Annotated in this window: 14 protein-coding genes; 7 read left to right on the forward strand and 7 right to left on the reverse strand. The window is 45.1% G+C overall.

Going from position 1 to position 17944, the window contains the following annotated elements; all coding sequences use genetic code 11:
- Positions 1-249 precede the first annotated feature (249 nt).
- Both QUB26_RS24740 and QUB26_RS24745 read right to left on the reverse strand, forming a co-directional pair.
- A complete protein-coding gene (locus tag QUB26_RS24740) occupies positions 250-2337 on the reverse strand; it encodes a CHASE domain-containing protein (RefSeq protein ID WP_333320127.1) in 2088 nt (695 codons plus the stop codon).
- Between the two features lie 478 nt (positions 2338-2815).
- The gene (locus QUB26_RS24745) at positions 2816-4726 is read right to left on the reverse strand and encodes an ATP-binding protein (protein ID WP_333240657.1); all 1911 of its coding nucleotides are present in this window, start codon (positions 4724-4726) and stop codon (positions 2816-2818) included.
- A 386-nt stretch (positions 4727-5112) separates the two neighbouring features.
- Between QUB26_RS24745 and QUB26_RS24750 the strand changes: the two genes are divergently transcribed.
- Positions 5113-5310, forward strand: a complete 198-nt coding sequence (locus QUB26_RS24750; protein WP_006632734.1) for a hypothetical protein — start codon at positions 5113-5115, stop codon at positions 5308-5310.
- 344 nt (positions 5311-5654) lie between these two features.
- Complete coding sequence (locus QUB26_RS24755) at positions 5655-6500, forward strand: cyanophycinase (RefSeq protein ID WP_333240652.1); 846 nt, start codon at positions 5655-5657, stop codon at positions 6498-6500.
- A 281-nt stretch (positions 6501-6781) separates the two neighbouring features.
- Here QUB26_RS24755 and QUB26_RS24760 read toward each other — a convergent pair whose 3' ends face one another.
- Entirely contained in the window at positions 6782-7030 is a 249-nt protein-coding gene (locus QUB26_RS24760) for a hypothetical protein (RefSeq protein WP_333145102.1), read from the reverse strand.
- A 1077-nt stretch (positions 7031-8107) separates the two neighbouring features.
- Here QUB26_RS24760 and QUB26_RS24765 point away from each other — a divergent pair.
- The 3 genes from QUB26_RS24765 (at position 8108) to QUB26_RS24775 (ending at position 9725) form a co-directional block, all read left to right on the forward strand.
- Positions 8108-8542 carry an alpha amylase C-terminal domain-containing protein gene (locus QUB26_RS24765; RefSeq protein ID WP_333320130.1) on the forward strand — a complete coding sequence of 145 codons (435 nt, stop codon included), beginning with the start codon at positions 8108-8110 and terminating at the stop codon, positions 8540-8542.
- 276 nt (positions 8543-8818) lie between these two features.
- On the forward strand, positions 8819-9196 hold the full coding sequence (locus tag QUB26_RS24770; RefSeq protein WP_333240642.1) for a BON domain-containing protein: 378 nt from the start codon (positions 8819-8821) through the stop codon (positions 9194-9196).
- Positions 9197-9290: 94 nt separating this feature from the next.
- Positions 9291-9725, forward strand: coding sequence for a DUF2294 domain-containing protein (locus QUB26_RS24775; protein WP_333302591.1), 435 nt, complete (start codon positions 9291-9293; stop codon positions 9723-9725).
- On the opposite strand, the gene QUB26_RS24780 is transcribed toward QUB26_RS24775, so the two are convergent.
- Both QUB26_RS24780 and QUB26_RS24785 read right to left on the reverse strand, forming a co-directional pair.
- Complete coding sequence (locus tag QUB26_RS24780) at positions 9694-10152, reverse strand: response regulator (protein WP_333240635.1); 459 nt, start codon at positions 10150-10152, stop codon at positions 9694-9696. The two genes, QUB26_RS24775 and QUB26_RS24780, sit on opposite strands and share 32 nt — an antisense overlap.
- Before the next feature lie 114 nt (positions 10153-10266).
- Positions 10267-10395 carry a hypothetical protein gene (locus QUB26_RS24785; RefSeq protein ID WP_333272936.1) on the reverse strand — a complete coding sequence of 43 codons (129 nt, stop codon included), beginning with the start codon at positions 10393-10395 and terminating at the stop codon, positions 10267-10269.
- Positions 10396-10696: 301 nt separating this feature from the next.
- Between QUB26_RS24785 and QUB26_RS24790 the strand changes: the two genes are divergently transcribed.
- Both QUB26_RS24790 and QUB26_RS24795 read left to right on the forward strand, forming a co-directional pair.
- On the forward strand, positions 10697-11500 hold the full coding sequence (locus QUB26_RS24790) for a DUF2267 domain-containing protein (protein WP_333320132.1): 804 nt from the start codon (positions 10697-10699) through the stop codon (positions 11498-11500).
- A 402-nt stretch (positions 11501-11902) separates the two neighbouring features.
- Positions 11903-14554 (forward strand): EAL domain-containing protein, encoded by a 2652-nt coding sequence (locus tag QUB26_RS24795; protein WP_333292645.1) that lies wholly within the window; start codon positions 11903-11905, stop codon positions 14552-14554.
- A gap of 348 nt (positions 14555-14902) precedes the next feature.
- Here the strand turns inward: QUB26_RS24795 and QUB26_RS24800 are convergent, their stop codons facing one another.
- Both QUB26_RS24800 and QUB26_RS24805 read right to left on the reverse strand, forming a co-directional pair.
- On the reverse strand, positions 14903-16555 hold the full coding sequence (locus QUB26_RS24800) for an alpha-amylase family glycosyl hydrolase (RefSeq protein WP_333292647.1): 1653 nt from the start codon (positions 16553-16555) through the stop codon (positions 14903-14905).
- Between the two features lie 644 nt (positions 16556-17199).
- Positions 17200-17919 (reverse strand): response regulator transcription factor, encoded by a 720-nt coding sequence (locus QUB26_RS24805; RefSeq protein WP_333320134.1) that lies wholly within the window; start codon positions 17917-17919, stop codon positions 17200-17202.
- Between the last annotated feature and the right edge of the window lie 25 nt (positions 17920-17944).

A 17944-nucleotide genomic window follows, 5' to 3' on the forward strand; every position in this document is an offset into this window, starting at 1 on the left:
CCCCTGCCCCCTCCTGCCTCCTATCTCCTGCCTCCTGTCTCCAATTTATAGCTGGGCTGCTTTCATTGAGATGCTCCCAGCAAGACTCCGCTAGAAGCGAGATTTGTTCCGCTAATTCCAATTGACCGAAAGCATCCAGGATACAAGCCCCCAGATTAATTAATGAAGAAATAAAAAACCTGTATCCGATGAAACTTGCCCCCCCGAATCTATCTCGCGCAAGTCAATCTAAAATCTAAAATCTAAAATCTAAAATCGATTGACACCTACTGCAGGTAAAACCTTAGAAATAGATTGCTTAGACTGTTGTCGCACCGGCACCTCAATCCAGAATTCAGTTCCCTCCCCCGGAGCCGACACGCACCTGAGCGAACCTTGATGTTTGTCCACTATTTGATAGCAGATAGACAATCCCAAGCCAGTACCTTGGCCTACAGGCTTGGTAGTAAAAAACGGATCAAACAAACGTTTTTTGACATTCTCCGTCATGCCCGTTCCATTGTCAGCAATTCGCACGCATACACAATTAGAACTTAAAAGTTCAGTGCGAATCCGAATAGTAGGTAAAAAGGCAGAATTCGAGGCGTTGTTTTCGAGCTTTTTTTGATTTTCTGCATCAGATAAAACATCAATAGCATTGCTCAAAATATTCATAAATACCTGATTCAATTGTCCCGCCCAGCACTCCACCAATGGCAAATTTCCGTATTCTTTGATAAGTTTAATGCCCGGAAAACCAGGTTGGGGTTTCAGCCGACTATCCAAAATCATCAAGGTGCTGTCAATGCCTTGGTGAATGTTAACCGACTTCTTTTCAGCTTCATCCAAGCGCGAAAAATTACGCAGAGAAAGCACGATCTGGCTGATCCGTTCAGCTCCCATATTCATAGATTTTAGGATTTTAGGCAAGTCTTCACTGATAAACTCCAAATCAATATCTTTTAGTTTCGCTTGCACTTCGGGCGTTGGGTTGGGATATTGCTGCTGGTATATTTCCACAAGTTCCAGCAAGTCTCTAGTATATGCGCCTGTATGGATTAGGTTGCCAGAGATGAAGTTGACAGGATTGTTAATTTCGTGGGCAACTCCAGCCACCAACTGCCCCAGGCTGGACATTTTTTCAGTTTGGATTAGTTTAAATTGAGCTTCCTGCAAATTTTTTAGTGCTGTTTCTAGTTCAGCGGTGCGCTGTTTTAGTTGAATTGTACGATCGTACACTTGCTGTTCTACTTTTGCAGTACGTTCTAGAGACATCAACAGGTAAATCGTCAAGCTGCCAGTCATCAATAGCCCGATCGCCCCAATGGCCAGCGAACCCTGATGCGTCCTCAGACTGTTGTACCCCTTTCCAGGCAAAACTAGCAGCCTCCACTGGCGGTCTGCTACGTTAAATAGGCGAGTGCAAGCACTAGGATTTTTACAGATTTTTCCCCGCAGATTAGCTAACTCTGGCTTTTCGTGTTTTGGGTTATCTATCAACTGCTTAGCTTGTGAGTCGTAGCGCACCAGAAAGCGTTCTTTCTCTATAGCAGAGTTGTCATAGAGGTAAAAATTAATCTTGTCTAAATTTAGCGATTCTAAAGAGGAATCGACCATACTCGTGATCTGAAACAGACCCGCAATCACTCCCATGAGGTTTTGGCGGCCGTTGACCGAATTATCTGGAGAATTTGTGGGGCGGGGTACTGGTAGAAATACTTGCAATCCTGGTTGATTGTTGCTGACTAATCTAATCCGCCCGGAAGCAGCTATGTTGCCGGTATTCGCCGACTTCTCTAAAGCTGTTTTGCGATCGGGGCTGGAGGCAACATCAAAACCGATCACTTTGTTATCTTCTTCTAATGCTTCTCTGTAAATAATAGGAAAGTATTCCGATCGCACTTTTGCTTTGACCTGCTTTTTGTCAGGAGTTCGTTCGTAAATTTGAAAAGCCGGAAAACCTTCGGCTCGAATTGTCTTTTCGTAAGCTGCTTTTTGGGCAGCAGGCACGCGCCGAATCCAGTTAACAGAATGTATAGCAGTATTTCGGGCAAGTGCAGGTTGAGCGAATTGCTTAAAATCTTGTCGGCTAACTTCAGTAGACGCCCTGTAGAATGCTTCCAGTGAGTACAGAACTTCTAAATTTTTGTTAATGCTTTGCTGCAAAGTCACATTCAGGCGATCGGCTTGCTGATGAAATTCAGCTTGCATTCGTTGGTTTTCCGAATGCCACACAACGGCTGCGGCTGCCAAGGACAAACTCGTACCTGTGCAAAGAGTCAGCGCTGCTGGAATGTAGCGACGGTGCGACTGTAAACTTTCGGTCAGCGAATTAAACCAATTGCTCGCAAAATTCATATTTCCACACCTTCTGCCACCGGAGTGCTATTTTTTAAAGACTTGTAAAAGTCCTTGATAGCACGATCGACAGCCGACAAACAAGATTGTCTAAAAACTTACGATCGCAGAAATAGAACTTACCTTGAGAAACCCAATTTCTACGAAATTATTACTTTGGTAACGAGAAAGTTGGGAAGAAACCCGGTTTCTTCCGAATAGTGCATCCACTAAGCTGTTGCGCGTTTAAATTGCATATTCGGGACGGGCTCGCGTGCCCATCCCACAATAATTTGAGTGATTTTTGACACACAATTTAAATGGAGAACAGCTTACTGAGGAATTAAAACCAATTGTAACTAAGTGTAACGAAGTCAGTTCCCATCTCGGCGCTCCCAAGTTCCTGCCCCGGAAGAACCCGGGAACAAGAAAAAGCCTTGATCTGGTGGGGCGGGTACTCAATACCCGCCCCACAAAGCCAACTTAAAGGTGGAACCGCTTACAAAACAGTCCCTATTTCCTTCAAATAAACCCGTGTAAACGGTTCATCATCCCCCAGAGTATACTGTTCGATCAATCCTTGGCGGCGAATAGAAATACTATTTCCTTCCCTCATCACAACAGTATCGTCATCAGTGCTTTCTCTGACCAACATCATCTCAGTTTCCCCCGGATTGTCCAGCACCACCATATTGCTGCCCCGATAAAACATTCCCTCAGCTTCCAAAATATCTTCGGGATATTCAGCAATTAACAAATCGAGCTTGGGATTCCGCAGCAAACTTTGCAAGTTCAGATGGTAATTCTTATTCAAAACTTTTTCAGAACGGTTAACAAAAAGTCCACCGCGACAAACAGCACCGATTGTCCAATCGGGATGCTGCAACAGAATATGGTCGATGGTTTCTTGTAAGTCGTGTACCGAAATTGTGTTGAAAGTAATAATCGGGATGCGGGCTGATTTTCCCGATTCAAAGAAAGTTTCGATAATATGCGAAGGTACATCGACTCCTTCGCCGACAGCAGGGTTAAGGTGCATAAAAATTCCCGGCGCGGCATTGATCTCGATAATCCCAAAATTCCCGGTTTTCCAAGATTTGGCGAGAGTTTCTGTTACCACATCAATTCCCAAACAAGTTAACCGAAAATGTAGGGCGATATCTTGAGCCAAAACAATGTTATCCGGGTGAATATTGCGGGTAGCATCGATGCTGACGCCGCCTGCGGAAAGATTAGCGACTTTGCGTAGAGACACAGTGCGATCGCGACTTAGTACACTATCTAATGACAGCCCTTGTTCTTCCAGATACATTTCCATCGCTTCGTCGGACTGAATTTTGCTCATCGCCGAAGTAGGCGTATCCAAACGTTCTGGTTTGCGGTTTTCACGGCGGATCAATTCGCGAATTGTTGAGTCGCCATCACCTGTTACCGAAGCGGGCCGGCGTTCAGTTGCCGAAACAAATTTGCCGTCAACGCACAGCAGCCTAAAATCCGATCCTTTGATGCTGTTTTCCACAATTACTCGCACCGGATCTGTTTCGGGAATTGCCTTAACTGCTCTTTTAAAAGCTGCCTGCAATTCCTCACCATCTCGGACATCTGCTGTGACGCCAATTCCTTTATGACCGACTACTGGTTTGATAGCAACTGGGTAGCCAATTTCTCTAGCAACTGCCAGAGCTCCGTTTTCTGTGGAGACGATATCGCCTTGGGGAACAGGAAATCCTAATGTAGCGAGAAAAGCTTTACAATCGTCTTTGCGCGTGGTAAAATCTGAGTCTAAATGGCTGTCAGAATCAAAAGTAGTTGCAGAGCCACGAACCAGTTTTTTACCGTACCCATATTGCATTAGTCCTTCATCCCACAAATAAAATGCGGGAATGCCTTTTTGGGATGCCGATCGCATTAACGAATAAACTGTCGGCCCTCCGTAAACTGACTGCCGGAACATATTTTGCAGCGCGCCCATTTGTGCTTCTAAGGGAAAGTCTTGATTTTGATTAATGGCTTCAAACCAATCCCAAACTGCGTAAACTACGGCTCTGGCGGTGCGGGCGTGAAGTGCTTCTATGCTGATTCTGTTAAAGTAAGAAAATGGCCTGATGTTCCAGTGTTGGAAGTGCAAACCCATGTCGAGTTTTGCTACTTCTGAGGCGGTACGACCGAACAGTTGGGCATGGTTCGAGAAAGTTTCGTGCAGCAGTTGCGGGTAGCGATCGCCAATAATTTTCTGGTAATGTGCGATCGGCAAAGGTTCGCTCGCGCCCGTTACCGCTAAATCAAAAACTAAAGCCGCGGTGTCTAAATAAGGGTTGGGCCCGATATAGTGTTTGAAGTTGAACACATCGAAAATATCGGTTTTTCGAGCATTGACGCGCGCTGTTTCTGTGCTTTTTTCTTGCAGCATTTTCTAACCTCCTTTGAGCTAATTTTTTACGGTAACTTTATAGTTGGTGCAGGGGATACTACCTGGGGGCATAGATATTCCAGCAGTCAGACAAATACTCCGACCAATTCTGCCTTCAGTATTGCCAGAGAGGGGGAGTGGGAGAGATGGGGAGAGGGGGAGTGGGTGAGAGTAGGAAAGTATTCCTTCTTCCTTTAACATCTGACTAAGTATAGATGACTAAGCATTGATAACTAAGCATTGATAACTAAGCACTTATGACTAAGCACTTATGACTAATGACTACTTCTTTCCCCCCTCTCAAAAAAAGCTATAACTTTTGAGAGGTACACTGTGTACTTATAATTGTTTATGACAGTGAAAGAAAATTTAAGAGGCAGCAAATTATGAAAATCGCACAAACTGCTCTCAGGGACAAAGTTCACCACTTAGCTGAGGAAGCATTTCACCGGAAGCTAATTTCTGGCTACGGCGATGGTCAAAACAGCAACGAATATCAGATTGTCTGGAACGGCAAACCCAGACACCTGCCTTTAGAACGGGCGAGTACCATATTGAGCAATTTGATCGAGCGATCCCACTAACGAGCGATCGGACTAATTAAGGACTTACGCTCATCAACCGGATTTCTACGAGCAATCAGAGGAGGATTAGCGAAGCATCGGATCAGAAACCGGATCGATCACCGCGCGCGCGTGGGCCCTGTAGTTTAAGCTCATTTCTTGACCCCTCCTATCTCCTGTTAGGGGGGGTAAGTTTGTTTTGTCGATCGTCGAAGATGAGTAAACTTCCATATCACCCTTGCTGTGTGCGTTCTAAAGTGGTAAAAGTCTGAGCTTTTTTTGTATCTATATATACCTTTTGGCAGTTTTCGGAAAAAATAAGTTTGTGTTTTAGTGAAATTAAATAAATTAAAAGTAGAGATAATATGGCGAGCAACGAAGTTCAGGGGAAGTTGCTAATTATCGGTGGCGCGGAAGACAAAGAGGGGGACTGCAAAATTCTGCGGGAATTCTTGCGGTGCGCCGGAGGCACTAAAGCCCACATTGTGATCATGACTGCTGCCACTAGCCTGCCGGGAGAAGTAGGAGATAATTACATCCGAGTGTTTGAGCGACTTGGCGCTGAAGATGTGCGAGTTGTTGACACCCAGAAACCGGAAGATGCCAACAATCCAGATTATTTAGAAGCGATCGAACAAGCCACCGGCATATTCTTTACCGGCGGAGAGCAAGCGCGGATTATTAGCTGCTTGAAAGACACCATACTCGACGCAGCTATGCACAAACGCTTCTCTGAAGGTATTATCATTGGTGGCACCAGTGCCGGCGCGGCGATGATGCCAGACGTGATGATTATTGAAGGAGACTCGGAGACAAATCCCCGCGTTGATGTGGTAGCAATGGGGCCGGGAATGGGTTTCCTTCCAGGAGTTGTCATCGACCAACATTTCGCCCAGCGAGGTCGTCTGGGACGCTTAGTTTCCGCACTCTTGCTGCAACCTGCCGTGTTGGGATTTGGTATTGACGAAAATACAGCTATTTTAGTCCACGGTGACGAGTTGGAAGTCATTGGCGAAAACTCTGTAACTGTCATCGACTCGTCTGAACAACTCCACGACAATCTGGAGGGACTGTTGAAGGATGAGGCTTTGGCGATTTGCGGGGCCAAGTTGCACATCCTCCCCCACGGATACCGGTTTAACTTGAAAACTCACCAGCCGGTGCTCCATAACGTAGCAATTACAGGAGAGAGAGAAAGGGCGATCGCCTAATTTACTTGCAACTGGCAAACATCTCAAAATTATGTAAGGTGAGCACTGCACACCTTACCCCTTCTACCAAGTAGGATGGCTAAAAACCCAGTTTCTGTATCCAAAAATGGCGTTGCTTAATTGGGGTATGAAATTTGTAGGGGCAATCCCTCCGTGGTTGCCCCACCGCTGACTTAGAATTACTTCATCAGGCAAAATCATACTTGAATTCAGCAGCACCCCAAAAATAATAAAAAGAAGAGGATTTTACCTCTTCTTTTATTGCTGCGGTTTCGGGTTTTTTAAGCACTTTTCTGTTCGCCAAAAATCGACTGCTGCCCTTCTGCGGTCGATATTAAATTCCACCCTTGAGTTCTCAGCTTCTGATATGTTGCCCATCCCTTAGAACCGCCCGGTTCCCGGTAGTCGGATACAGCGAACTGCGGAAAAGCTGTATAAGGCCGCCACCCTTGACGGGCATCGGTGCGTAAGTGCAATATCTTTTCTCCATTGCGTCCCAATCTGGGCAACCAACACATTTGTTTTAGCATTTTTAACACTCCAGAGTTTTACAGTAACGGTAATTCGCCAACATCCCACATTAAACTTTTAGAGCCTTAGAGCCACTGCTCGGAATATCTAACGGGTAATAGGGACGAATGAGATTTTCATCAATTACCAATTACTGAGGTAGCAGCAGTCGTTAAAGCTGATGAAAGGTTCTACAAAGTTTGCCAGTCAAAAACTATAAAACAAGTGATACCAAGACATAAGCAAAAATAATCATTGCTATTCTCGGCTCAAACTTGGCTTAAAGTCGCGGGAAAACCCAGTTGAATAAAGGATTCATGGTTCGGGTTTCCCTTGCCTTACAATTACACGCTCATCCTCGCTGTTTCCGCATAAAATTACATCTTTCTACGGTATTATTCCTGTAGGGCAAAAAATGTTTCTTTAGTTACAAATTTTAAATGTTCATCACGATTTATCTAGTTATCAAAAGTTAAATTACTTTTCATAAACAGCGCTTAATAATTTTTAGTTACTTTAACTACATTTTTGATTTAAATCTGGCCTCCGCGTGCTGGTGCGTAGTGTCTACTACTAAATCCTCCGGCTGCCCACTGTACAGGTTACAACATAAGAGTTACAGGGTTAACTCTTAACAACGATGGCGACCAATCTGCCAAATTGTAAAAATCAATACTAATCACACTTATAAGCTGTGGAGCATTTAAACGACTAACGAACCAGGTAAGGTGCGTCATTCGCGAACACTTACAGTTACAAGGGAAACGCTTATGTACGCTCCGCACCCTACAATCGTCCTTTAAATGTCGAACAGCTTAAGTTCTCCAAACAAGCTATTCATGGCCGCTGCAATTGAATTCAAACTCTTTGCTTCCAACAACAAAGCAGCTACACTGCTCGGCTCCTTTTCCCAATGGGCAGAAATTCCCTTACAAAAAGATAAAAAGATCACAAAGGTTATTTCCGCACTAAAATTCAGGGCGTTGCTTAATCAGGGTAGGAAAAAAAATAAGTTGAAAATCCCGAAGCTTTGTAGATACTGGTTTCTATGACTTGGATATTTAGCCTTTCATACCATAAATCAGCAACGCCCGGTTTTGTTAGTCACAGCAGTAGGAATACCGATGCTATGGATGGGCGAAGAGTTTGGACAATCTACTCGGCAAACTCCCAACCAGCCGAATAAACTGCAATGGTCTTTGTTGAAAAATCAGCCCAATCATGAGTTGTTGGAATACTACAAACAGGTGATTCGGCTGCGGCAACATTTGTCGGCACTTTATACCGACAATATTGAATTTATCCACGAAAATCCCGAAGCCAAAGTGCTGGCTTATTACCGCTGGAGCGATGAGGGAACGCGAGCAGTAGTTGTCGTTAATTTTTCGGAGACTTATCTATCTGGTAACTGTATTTCTAAGCTTCCGGCTGCGGGAACTTGGTACGAGTGGATGTACAACAAAATAGTAGAAGTTGGGGAAGAAGGGTTTAAGTTTGATTTGCCGGAATGGTCAGCGCAAGTATTTGTTTGAGAGCCGGAGAATTATGTCTGCAGGCAGATGATATGCGAAGTTGTACAACTGTAAATTATATTTAGGATGGGCGCACCCAACTCAACAAACTGGGTTTTTCTACCTAGGTGGATGGCTGTAACGATACTTTTTTGTAAAAAAACTCGGTTTCTGCATCCAAGAGTGCGATCGTAATTCCTGGTATTGAGAATAACAATTACAGGGTGACGTGCCAATCGCGAATTAATACGTCAATTAACACGTCAATTAACACAAATTTGTCGGAGGACAAACTTTATGGGCTGGCTAAAAAGATTGTTTGGTTTAGAAAAAAAAGAAAATCAAGAAACTGTTGACGCTCCTGCTTATCAAGCACCTGTAGCTCAATCTCAAGCTCAAGCTCAACCTGCTGCGAGCGCTCAGACAATCCCGCCGGAACGCATGGGCTTGAACGGAGAATACGATCAAAGCGGTTTAGCTAAACGGGTAGCTCAGGCTTTCGATGCAAATCCCGATGTTGCGGATATTGAGACTGTTTATGTGGCTCAACTTGGCACTACTGTGGTTCTCAAAGGTACAGTTCCCAGTCAGGAAATTGTCAACAAATTGGTGACAATTGCTAAAGGCGTTAAGGGTGCAACTGGGGTGGAAACTAATCAAGTTACTGTCGGCTAAAGCGACTTTATTTCTAACAGTTAGCAGTTGACTGTTAGCAGTAGTTAAGTTTACTGTAACTGTTAACTGCTGCTAACAGTATTTTTTATCTATCATGGTTTCAATAAAAAATATGACAGGGGAAACCTTAGAACCTACTCGCGGTAAATTAGAACGGACTCTTTCGCAGGGAATTCAAGCTTTGTACCGCTCTCAACTCGGACACCCAACGAGTCAGGCGCTGTGCAATCTTTTGGATAACAAATTGATAATAGTTGTGGAAAATGGGCTTACTCAACCCGAAAAACTGCTGGCTCAGAACGGTCAGGAAGATTTGGCTTTGCAGGTGCGGACACAATTAGAATCAGTTCTGGAATTGCCACTGAAAGAATTAATCCAAAAGGTTTTGGGCGTGGGAGTTACTGATTTGCTCCGCGATGCGACCTTGGAGACAGGCCGCACTGGAACGATCGCAATTTTGGACTCTGCACCTCAAGTTCGTGATTCTAACTATAAATCTAAAACTCAACCAAAAGCATTGGAGAGTTGAGGTGCTGGCGGATAACTGTTTCTAAATCTTTGATGTTAAAAGGTTTGGAAAGGTATTCCACGCAGCCTGCTTGGAGAATTCGAGCGCGGTCTTCTGGTTTTGCTAGTGCTGTGATAGCAACAATCGGAATATGTCTGATAGCGGGGTTTTCTTGGACGCGCTTTACTACTTCCATACCGTCTATATCCGGCAGGCAAATGTCGAGTACGATTAGGTCGGGTTGTCGATCGACTGCTGCAGAAAGAGCTGCGTACCCGTCAACGGCTCCCACGCACTCGCAGCCGAATAAATCCAGTATTTGTGTCAGCAGTTCTAAGTTGTCCTGATTGTCGTCTACAGCCAACACTAAAGGACGCTTCTCAACCGGGGGTTGAGCGCTAGTGAAAGACGAGGATTCCAATTTATTGTTCCAATGAGGGTAGTTCATAAATGCCGATCGAAACGATCAAAAAATTTGTTACCGAGGCATTCTTCAAGTGGCGCTGCGGCACTTGACACAGATTGGCTCGTATTTGTAGCTCTCCCATGACCAGTTTTTGGTCTAACCCGATACAATATCGCTACAAGCTGCGGGCAAAACGACCGCAGTTGATTCATTCCATAGCATCTGCTTAATTCTACCTCTCCCAGCGCCAATTACCAACTGAGGCTCTCTTGGTGCGTCAGCCATGGTAAAAATACGCAATAAATACGAAAACTCTTACCAATAAAGCATTCTCGCTTAATAGCATTGAAGAGTGGCGACAGCTTCTTAGGATATTAACCACATTAAACATGGGTTTCCCTACCTGGATCTACCTAAAGGAATATTCTAACCGTTACTTTATTTGAATAACTTACACCTGCTGAGAGATACTTGATTACTCTACTTTAGACTTCAATGTTTTTAAGTAGTAATAATCACAATTTAAGCCAGTAAAAAAAATCATTTTTTACCTGAGCTTTACCGGATATTAACCTAGGAGGTTTTAATGACAATTCCAATCAGAGACGACCTGACTTACATTTTGCTCAAAAAGATTGGCAGTGGCAACGGCAGGGGAGAGTCAGAAATTAGGAACGCAGCGGAAGAATATGTGGGTCACACGGTGGCGGAAGCGGAATTGCTCGGTCATTTAGACTACCTCAACCAAAGGGAATTTATCAAAGCTCAGTTTAGTGGCGAGCCTTATGGAGGAGCTGAATTATTGCCGCCTTTAGTGGCATTTCAACAAGCTGAGTTAACAGAAAAAGGTCGCAAACTGTTACACAAAATGGAGACGAATCCTCCGAAGTCGCTCCACCAGGAAGGATCGGCAGTTCCTATCGCTTCAAAGGATATGCCGTTTTTGGAAAAAGTGATGGTAAAAGGTCACTTGGAGGATATTTTTGATGCCCGCGACATTACCGAAGTAGTGTACCGGATCATGCGCGATGTGATGACAAAAGAAGCCATCGAGCACGTGGAATCTGAATTGCACAAAGAAGTTTTGCCTACGGATGACAAAACCCTGCAACAAGAAATAGCAGACCTCTGGAAAGATACTAATCCGCTGGTGGGATTGCTCAGCCGGGTGCGTCAACCTTTGACCGGCCCGCCTGCACCTTTGGGGATCGATGGCAATTTGTTTGCACGGAGGGTGGAACTAGAAGGCGCACTTCCTTCGGGAGTAAAACCGGAAACTGCGATCGCGGCTGTATTTTCGGCAACAAAGGATGAGCTGTCCCAGGAGCGAATTCAGGAAATAGCTGGCTTTTTGCCGGACAGAATTCGGGAAATTTGGGACGCGGCTTAACAAGACATTTTAAGGTATAAATACTTACTAGCCGGTTTGAGCAACCAGTATTCTCCCTCCAGAGGGCAGAATACTGGTTGCTCAAACTGGTTTTTCTATACCTTTTGTGTTGTAGCTCTGCAATTGCTTTGTAGTGAGGACTTGAGTCCTGATTCAACTCGATCGAACTTTCGTCCTCACTAATTGTCCGATCGCTCTTGCCTTGCCTTGTAAGTGCTGTGAAAAACCCGGTTTATCACCCGAATTTGTCTAAAAACCAGAAATATCCCCAGAAACCGAGTTTCGCGCTCTGGGGTAGGGTCAAGCCCCTAGACGGCGCGAAAGTATTGTATTGTATAATACAGGGCAAGTTAAGACTGTGGCTCGCAAAAATGCTGTCAACAGCCCGGGAGATCAAAAGGCATGACTCGCACCAAAGTTACACAAATGTCACGATCGACTTTAGAACAAGAGATTTTACTCAATCGAATTACCAATCGCATCCGCAACTCTTTAGAACTGCAAGAGATTTTGACGACAACTGCGCGAGAAATCCGCAGCTTTTTAGAGAGCGATCGAGTAAAAGTTTATCGCTTTGAGGCAGACGGTAGCGGTGAGGTAATTGCTGAGTCCATCAACGGCGACAATTTGCCATCTATGCTGGGTTTGCGCTTTCCACCAGGCGACATTCCCCATAGTGCTCGGGAAATGTTTCTCAAAGCGCGGCAGCGAGTGATTGTAGATGTGGAATTGAAGCATCAAACAATTAATAGGTTAGATTGTCCCGAAACCGGCCAAACTTTAGCAGTTGAAGATATTAGCTATCGTCCTGTAGACCCCTGTCACGCTGAATATCTGAAGGCTATGGGGGCACGTTCTTCTCTGACAGTGCCGATTTTGCATCAAAATCACCTTTGGGGGCTGTTGGTGTCTCACCATAGCCAACCGAAACGGTTTAGCGATCGAGAATTGAAAATGGTGCAGTTGCTTGTGGATCAACTTTCAATTGCGATCGCCCAATCTTTTCTGCTGAGTCAAGCTAGACAGCAAGCGCGTGACGAAGCCGTTATCAACCAAATTACCAGTTTGCTGCATTCTCCTCTGGAACTCAACGAAATTCGGAAAGCAGTTCTCGAACAAACTGTCAAGCATTTGCGTGGTTCAGGAGGGCGACTCTACATTGCAGCCGAGTTTGGCGATCGACCCGCTTTGCTTTATACCTGTGGCCAGCAGCCCGCGGACATCGACCTGGAACTCAGCCCATTTTGGCAGCAGATTATGGGGAGGGCAAACCAAGACGATCGATCACAAACTGCTAACCATACAAGCCAATTAGGTATTTTTGAAAATCTCTATTCCCAGCATTACAGCTCAATTGACACCAATATTTCCAGTTTTCTCGTACCGCACTTGTACGCGATTTCCGATATTTCTAAAGAACCTCAACTCAAATCTGTATCTGCCAATTTAGTCGCAGCTTCCATTCGATCATTTTTGGCAGTACCGCTGCAATATCGCCAACAGTGCATCGGCTGTCTCACCGTTTTTCGCAGCCCTATACAAACCGAAATTTTGTGGGCGGGCCGTTGCAGTTCGGACGCCCGGAACGATCGTCCCCGACAATCCTTTGCAGCTTGGAAAGAAATCAAAACAGGCGAAGCTCAAAAGTGGACTAGCGAAGAACAGAAGCTAGCACAATCTTTAGGAACTCACCTGTACATGGCTGTAATGCAGAGGCGCGTCGAGGCGATGATCCGACATCAAGCTTCTCACGACCCATTAACGGGTTTACCTAATAGATTACTGTTTAATGAAAGGCTGTCTTTAGCTTTAGCTAGCGCTCACCAAAATGGAGAAATGCTCGCGGTAATCTTTCTAGATTTAGATAGATTTAAAAATGTTAACGATACTCTCGGTCATCCAGTGGGCGATTTGTTGCTGCAAAGTGTATCTCGGCGTTTGACTAACTGTTTGCGCGTGGGGGATTCGATGGCTCGTTGGGGCGGAGATGAATTTACTGTGCTGCTGTACAATATCAACACCCCAGAGGAAGCAACTAAGATTTGCCAGCTAATTATCCAGAGTTTAAGCACTCCTTTTGATTTTGAGGGTTTGGAACTTTATATTAAGGCTAGCTTGGGAATTGCTTTGGCTCCTTACGACGGAGAAGATGCAGAAACTTTGCTGAAAAATGCTGATGCTGCGATGTACAAAGCTAAACAGAAAGGTCGCAATAATTATCAGTTTTACACGCAGGCGATCGGCAGTAAAGTATCCGAGGATCTTAACTTAGAAAATCATCTGTACAAAGCTCTAAAAAATTCAGAATTTGTCCTGCACTATCAACCGCAAATAAACTTAAATACAGGCAAAATAGTGGGCATGGAAGCTCTGATTCGCTGGCAGCATCCCGAACGCGGTTTGATTCCTCCCGATCGATTTATTCCCTTAGCTGAGGAAACAGGATTAATCTGCCAAATTGACGAATGGGTGATGCGGACTGCTTGCTTGCAAAATCGAGCGTGGCAGTTACTGGGATTGCCGCCGATGCGGATAGCAGTGAATTTATCAGCCCGCCAGTTTCTGCAACCTCACACGGTACAAACCATCGCTGAAATTTTATCAGAAACCAAGTTAAATCCCGAATATTTAGAAATAGAAATTACCGAGAGCATTGCCATGACAGATGTGAGCTTTACGGTGTCGGTATTGCAGCAGTTGCAGGACATGGGAATTAACATTTCTCTGGACGATTTTGGCACCGGTTATTCTTCGCTGTGGTCTCTGAAAAACTTTCCCCTCAATAATTTAAAAATAGACAAATCTTTCGTGGCCGATTTGGTGACTGGCAGCAGCGGTGCTACTATTGTGAAACTGGCGATCGCCTTGGGACAGGGCCTGAATTTACAGGTGATTGCTGAGGGAGTGGAAACAGCAGAACAGTTGGCGTTTTTGCACTCGCATCAGTGCGATATGGGTCAGGGTTACTTCTTTAGCAAACCAATACCGGCGGCGGCCATCACCCAATTGTGCCTGGAAAATCAATCGGGGAACAAACAAAAGCTTCTCTTTTGAGCGATATCTGATAGGGACAAACGCTTTCGCCGTTTCCGGCGCGGGGAGTAGGGCACGGCGCCATGCCCATAGGTGTCAACTTAAACCTGAAAGCCTTGGTATCTCTCGTTCATAGCCAAGTCTAGATCCCCCTAAATCCCCCTTAAGAAGGGGAGTAGGGGTTGACTTTGATAAGACTCTTGTCCCCCCCTTCTTAAGGGGGGCTAGGGGGGATCTAGGGTTAATAGTCAAACAGCAGTCTGTGACAGGGTTTGAGCTTAAGTTGACACGACGAAAGGCAGTGCCGTTTCCCTACATAATGATTATTTTGGGGTAGGGAAACGGCGAAAGCCTTTGTCCTCCGTTGCCTTACTGCCAAACAAACACTTTTGCTTCGTATTCCGGCAAGTCAATCATAATATTATGATCGCCCGATTCAACATCATAATTCCCAGTCCATTCGTGCCAAGTTCCGTTTGCCGGAAAGTGGGGAACGCTGTAACCTGCTAGATAATTTTCCGACATATTCGCCACTACTACAACTCTCGAACCTTCATCGTTCCAGCGAGTGTAAGCAAAAACTTTCGAGTCGGGATCTTCGTGGAAAAACTCGATGTTTTCTGTGTAAAGTGCTTGGTTATTTTTACGCAGGTGAATCAAGCCTTTGTAGTATTCCCACAAACCTTTATTCAGGTCATTTCCTAGCAGCGTCCAGTCAATTTTAGATTGCTCAATTGTTTTGGCTTTGTATTCGCCAAATTCTTCGCCCATCCAAATCAGCGGCACGCCAACTGCTGTCATTAACAGCACGGTTCCCAACTTTGCCCGCTTGAAGGCGGCTTCATCCAAAATTCCCCGATCGCCCAATTCGGCAAAAATGCGATCGTGATCGTGATTACTCAAATAATTGACTACATTCGTAGCACCCAAGTAACCTTGCCGCTTGCAGTCGATTACCTCTTTGAGGCGTTCTAAATCAAAATTGTCCCCGCACAGTTGTGGAATTATCGAGTGATAGAAACTGTCGTGCCAGCAGCCGTCCATCGGCCCGTCTAGATTGGTGATGCTGGGATCGTCGGGAATGTATTCGGCAACGGTATAAAACGGTTTTGGGCCGGCGACATTTTTGGCTTCTTGAACTACCCAGTGCATGAAATCGTAGTTAGCAATTTGTCGCGCCGCGTCGAAACGAATGCCGTCGAGATGATATTCTTGAATCCAGAAGCGGACTGTATCGCCAGCAAATTTGCGCGCCGGGAAAGTTCCTAAATTTTCGTCGTAGAATTCGTAGTTAAATTCCGGGCCCCAATTGTTGTCTGGATCGCGGGGTTCGTGGTGATACCAATAATCGTGATCGATTTGAGTCAGGGGGCTCGACGCTTCCGAGTGGTTGTAAATCCCGTCCATGATGACGCGAATCCCGCGCCCGTGACACTCGTCTATCAGGTTTTTGAGTTCTTCTGTGGTTCCGTAGCTGGACTCGGTAGCGAAGAAGTAGCGAGGGTTGTAGCCCCAACTGTAGTCGCCTGGGTATTCTTTGAGGGGCATGAGTTCGATCGCGTTGATGCCGAGTTCGACTAGGTAATCGAGTTTTTCGACGACGTGCTTGTACTTGCCGCGGGCTAGGGGATCGTCTTCGCCACCGGAAAAGTCGGCAATGTGCATTTCGTAAATCACTAATTCCCGATCGGCTGGTAGCGGTTTGTCATCGTGTTTCCAGACGTAGGTATCGACAATGCGATCGCCGTCTTTGATCCGAACAATGCCGTTTTGAGTGGGATTGTCGATGTCAGTCGCGTAGGGATCGACCACATCTACCCACTGATCGGGTTCCACAAACCAGCTTTTCGACTGAACGCGAAATTTGTATTGATAAACGCCATCCTCCAACTCAACTCGCGTGCGGAAATAACCCTCTTCGTCTTTTTCCATCGGAATCTCTTCCCAATTAGAAAAAGAGCCAATCAAGGCAGCTCCTTTGTTGTAGGGAGCAAATAACTTGAATTCAATTGGGGCGGCCATAATACCTCTTTCTAAAATATTTCAGTAGCAGTTGATACTTTTAATTTCGCAAATTTAAGCGAACTCAGCATCACTCTACGGATATAATTTATTTAAGCCTTAACTCTTCCTAAAAGTATCGTAATCTGGTCTCTGTCTCTGCCTTTTATGAAGTGAAATGGCGCAGTATTGGCAGTGCGATCGAAATTTATCTCACTGGGGAGCGCTCAACAATAAGTATTAGTAATATGATAGTTTTTTAGCATCTATCTTAAGGTAGATTTACTTTTTAAAAGATTGAAAAAAATATCTGTACTGGGATAGATGCGGATTTAAACTTGATCTTTTTTTAACAAGAAACAATTGCTCGGCTGGTACACACTGCCTGCCCTAATTTTTTGATAACAATTAGTCAGTCGCTGTGCACTGCACACCCTTAATCAGTGACCGAAAGCCTCCAGGATACCCGCCACGTGATTCATTCCGAAAGCAGACTCAGGACCCAGAAATAAAAAACGTGTATCCGATAAAGGAACCCCCGAATTTATCTCGCGCAAGTCAATGCTTCAATTCTTTAATCTAAAATCTAAAATCTAAAATCGATTGGCCGTAAGGTGCGCCCAGCGCACCCTACTTTTAACTTGATTTTGCCTGACGATCAGGCTTCATCCAACCAAGCCAGAACGCAGGGCGAGAACGGCTGCCTGAGTGCGGTCATCAGCGCACAACTTGTTCAAAATATTGCGGACGTGAGTCTTGACTGTACCGACGGTAATATAAAGCTTTTCGGCGATTGCAGCATTGCTGTAACCCTGTACGATCAGTTCCAAAACCTCTAATTCCCGCTCGGTTAAAGGGTAAGTCTCAATGATGTGACTAAACTCTGGTTCGGCAGCCTTAATGGTGACTCTTTTGCCCTCAGCCTTCGGTTCTTCCGGCGCTGGTTCCTGAGTGCGAGCTTGTTTGAGGACGATACGGGCGATCGCCGGATCGATCCAAGAGTTACCTTCGTGAGTGACTTTTACTACATCTAATAACTGATCGAAGCTAATATCTTTCATGCAGTAAGAGTCAGCTCCGGCGGCAAAAGCTGCCAGAACTTCTTCTTCATTGTCCTGAAAAGTCAGGATCAAAATTTTTGTGTCGGGATCGGAGTCCGCTACCGATTTTTTGAACTTTTGTGTCAGTTCAATGCCATCAAAATCCGGCAAGCCAATATCTACAATTGCCACGTCAGGTTTTGAAGACTGAAGCAGTTTCAATCCCTCTGTAGCGTTAGCTGCATCGCCGACAACTTCTATCGTGTCCCGCTGTTGTAAAGCTGTGCGGATGCCAACTCTTGTCAGGTCATGGTCTTCTACCAAAGCAACGCGAATTTTACTCATCTTTCTTCCAATAGTCCGCTAAACT

This window comes from Microcoleus sp. B4-C1 (genome assembly GCF_036705285.1).
Lineage (GTDB): Bacteria > Cyanobacteriota > Cyanobacteriia > Cyanobacteriales > Microcoleaceae > Microcoleus.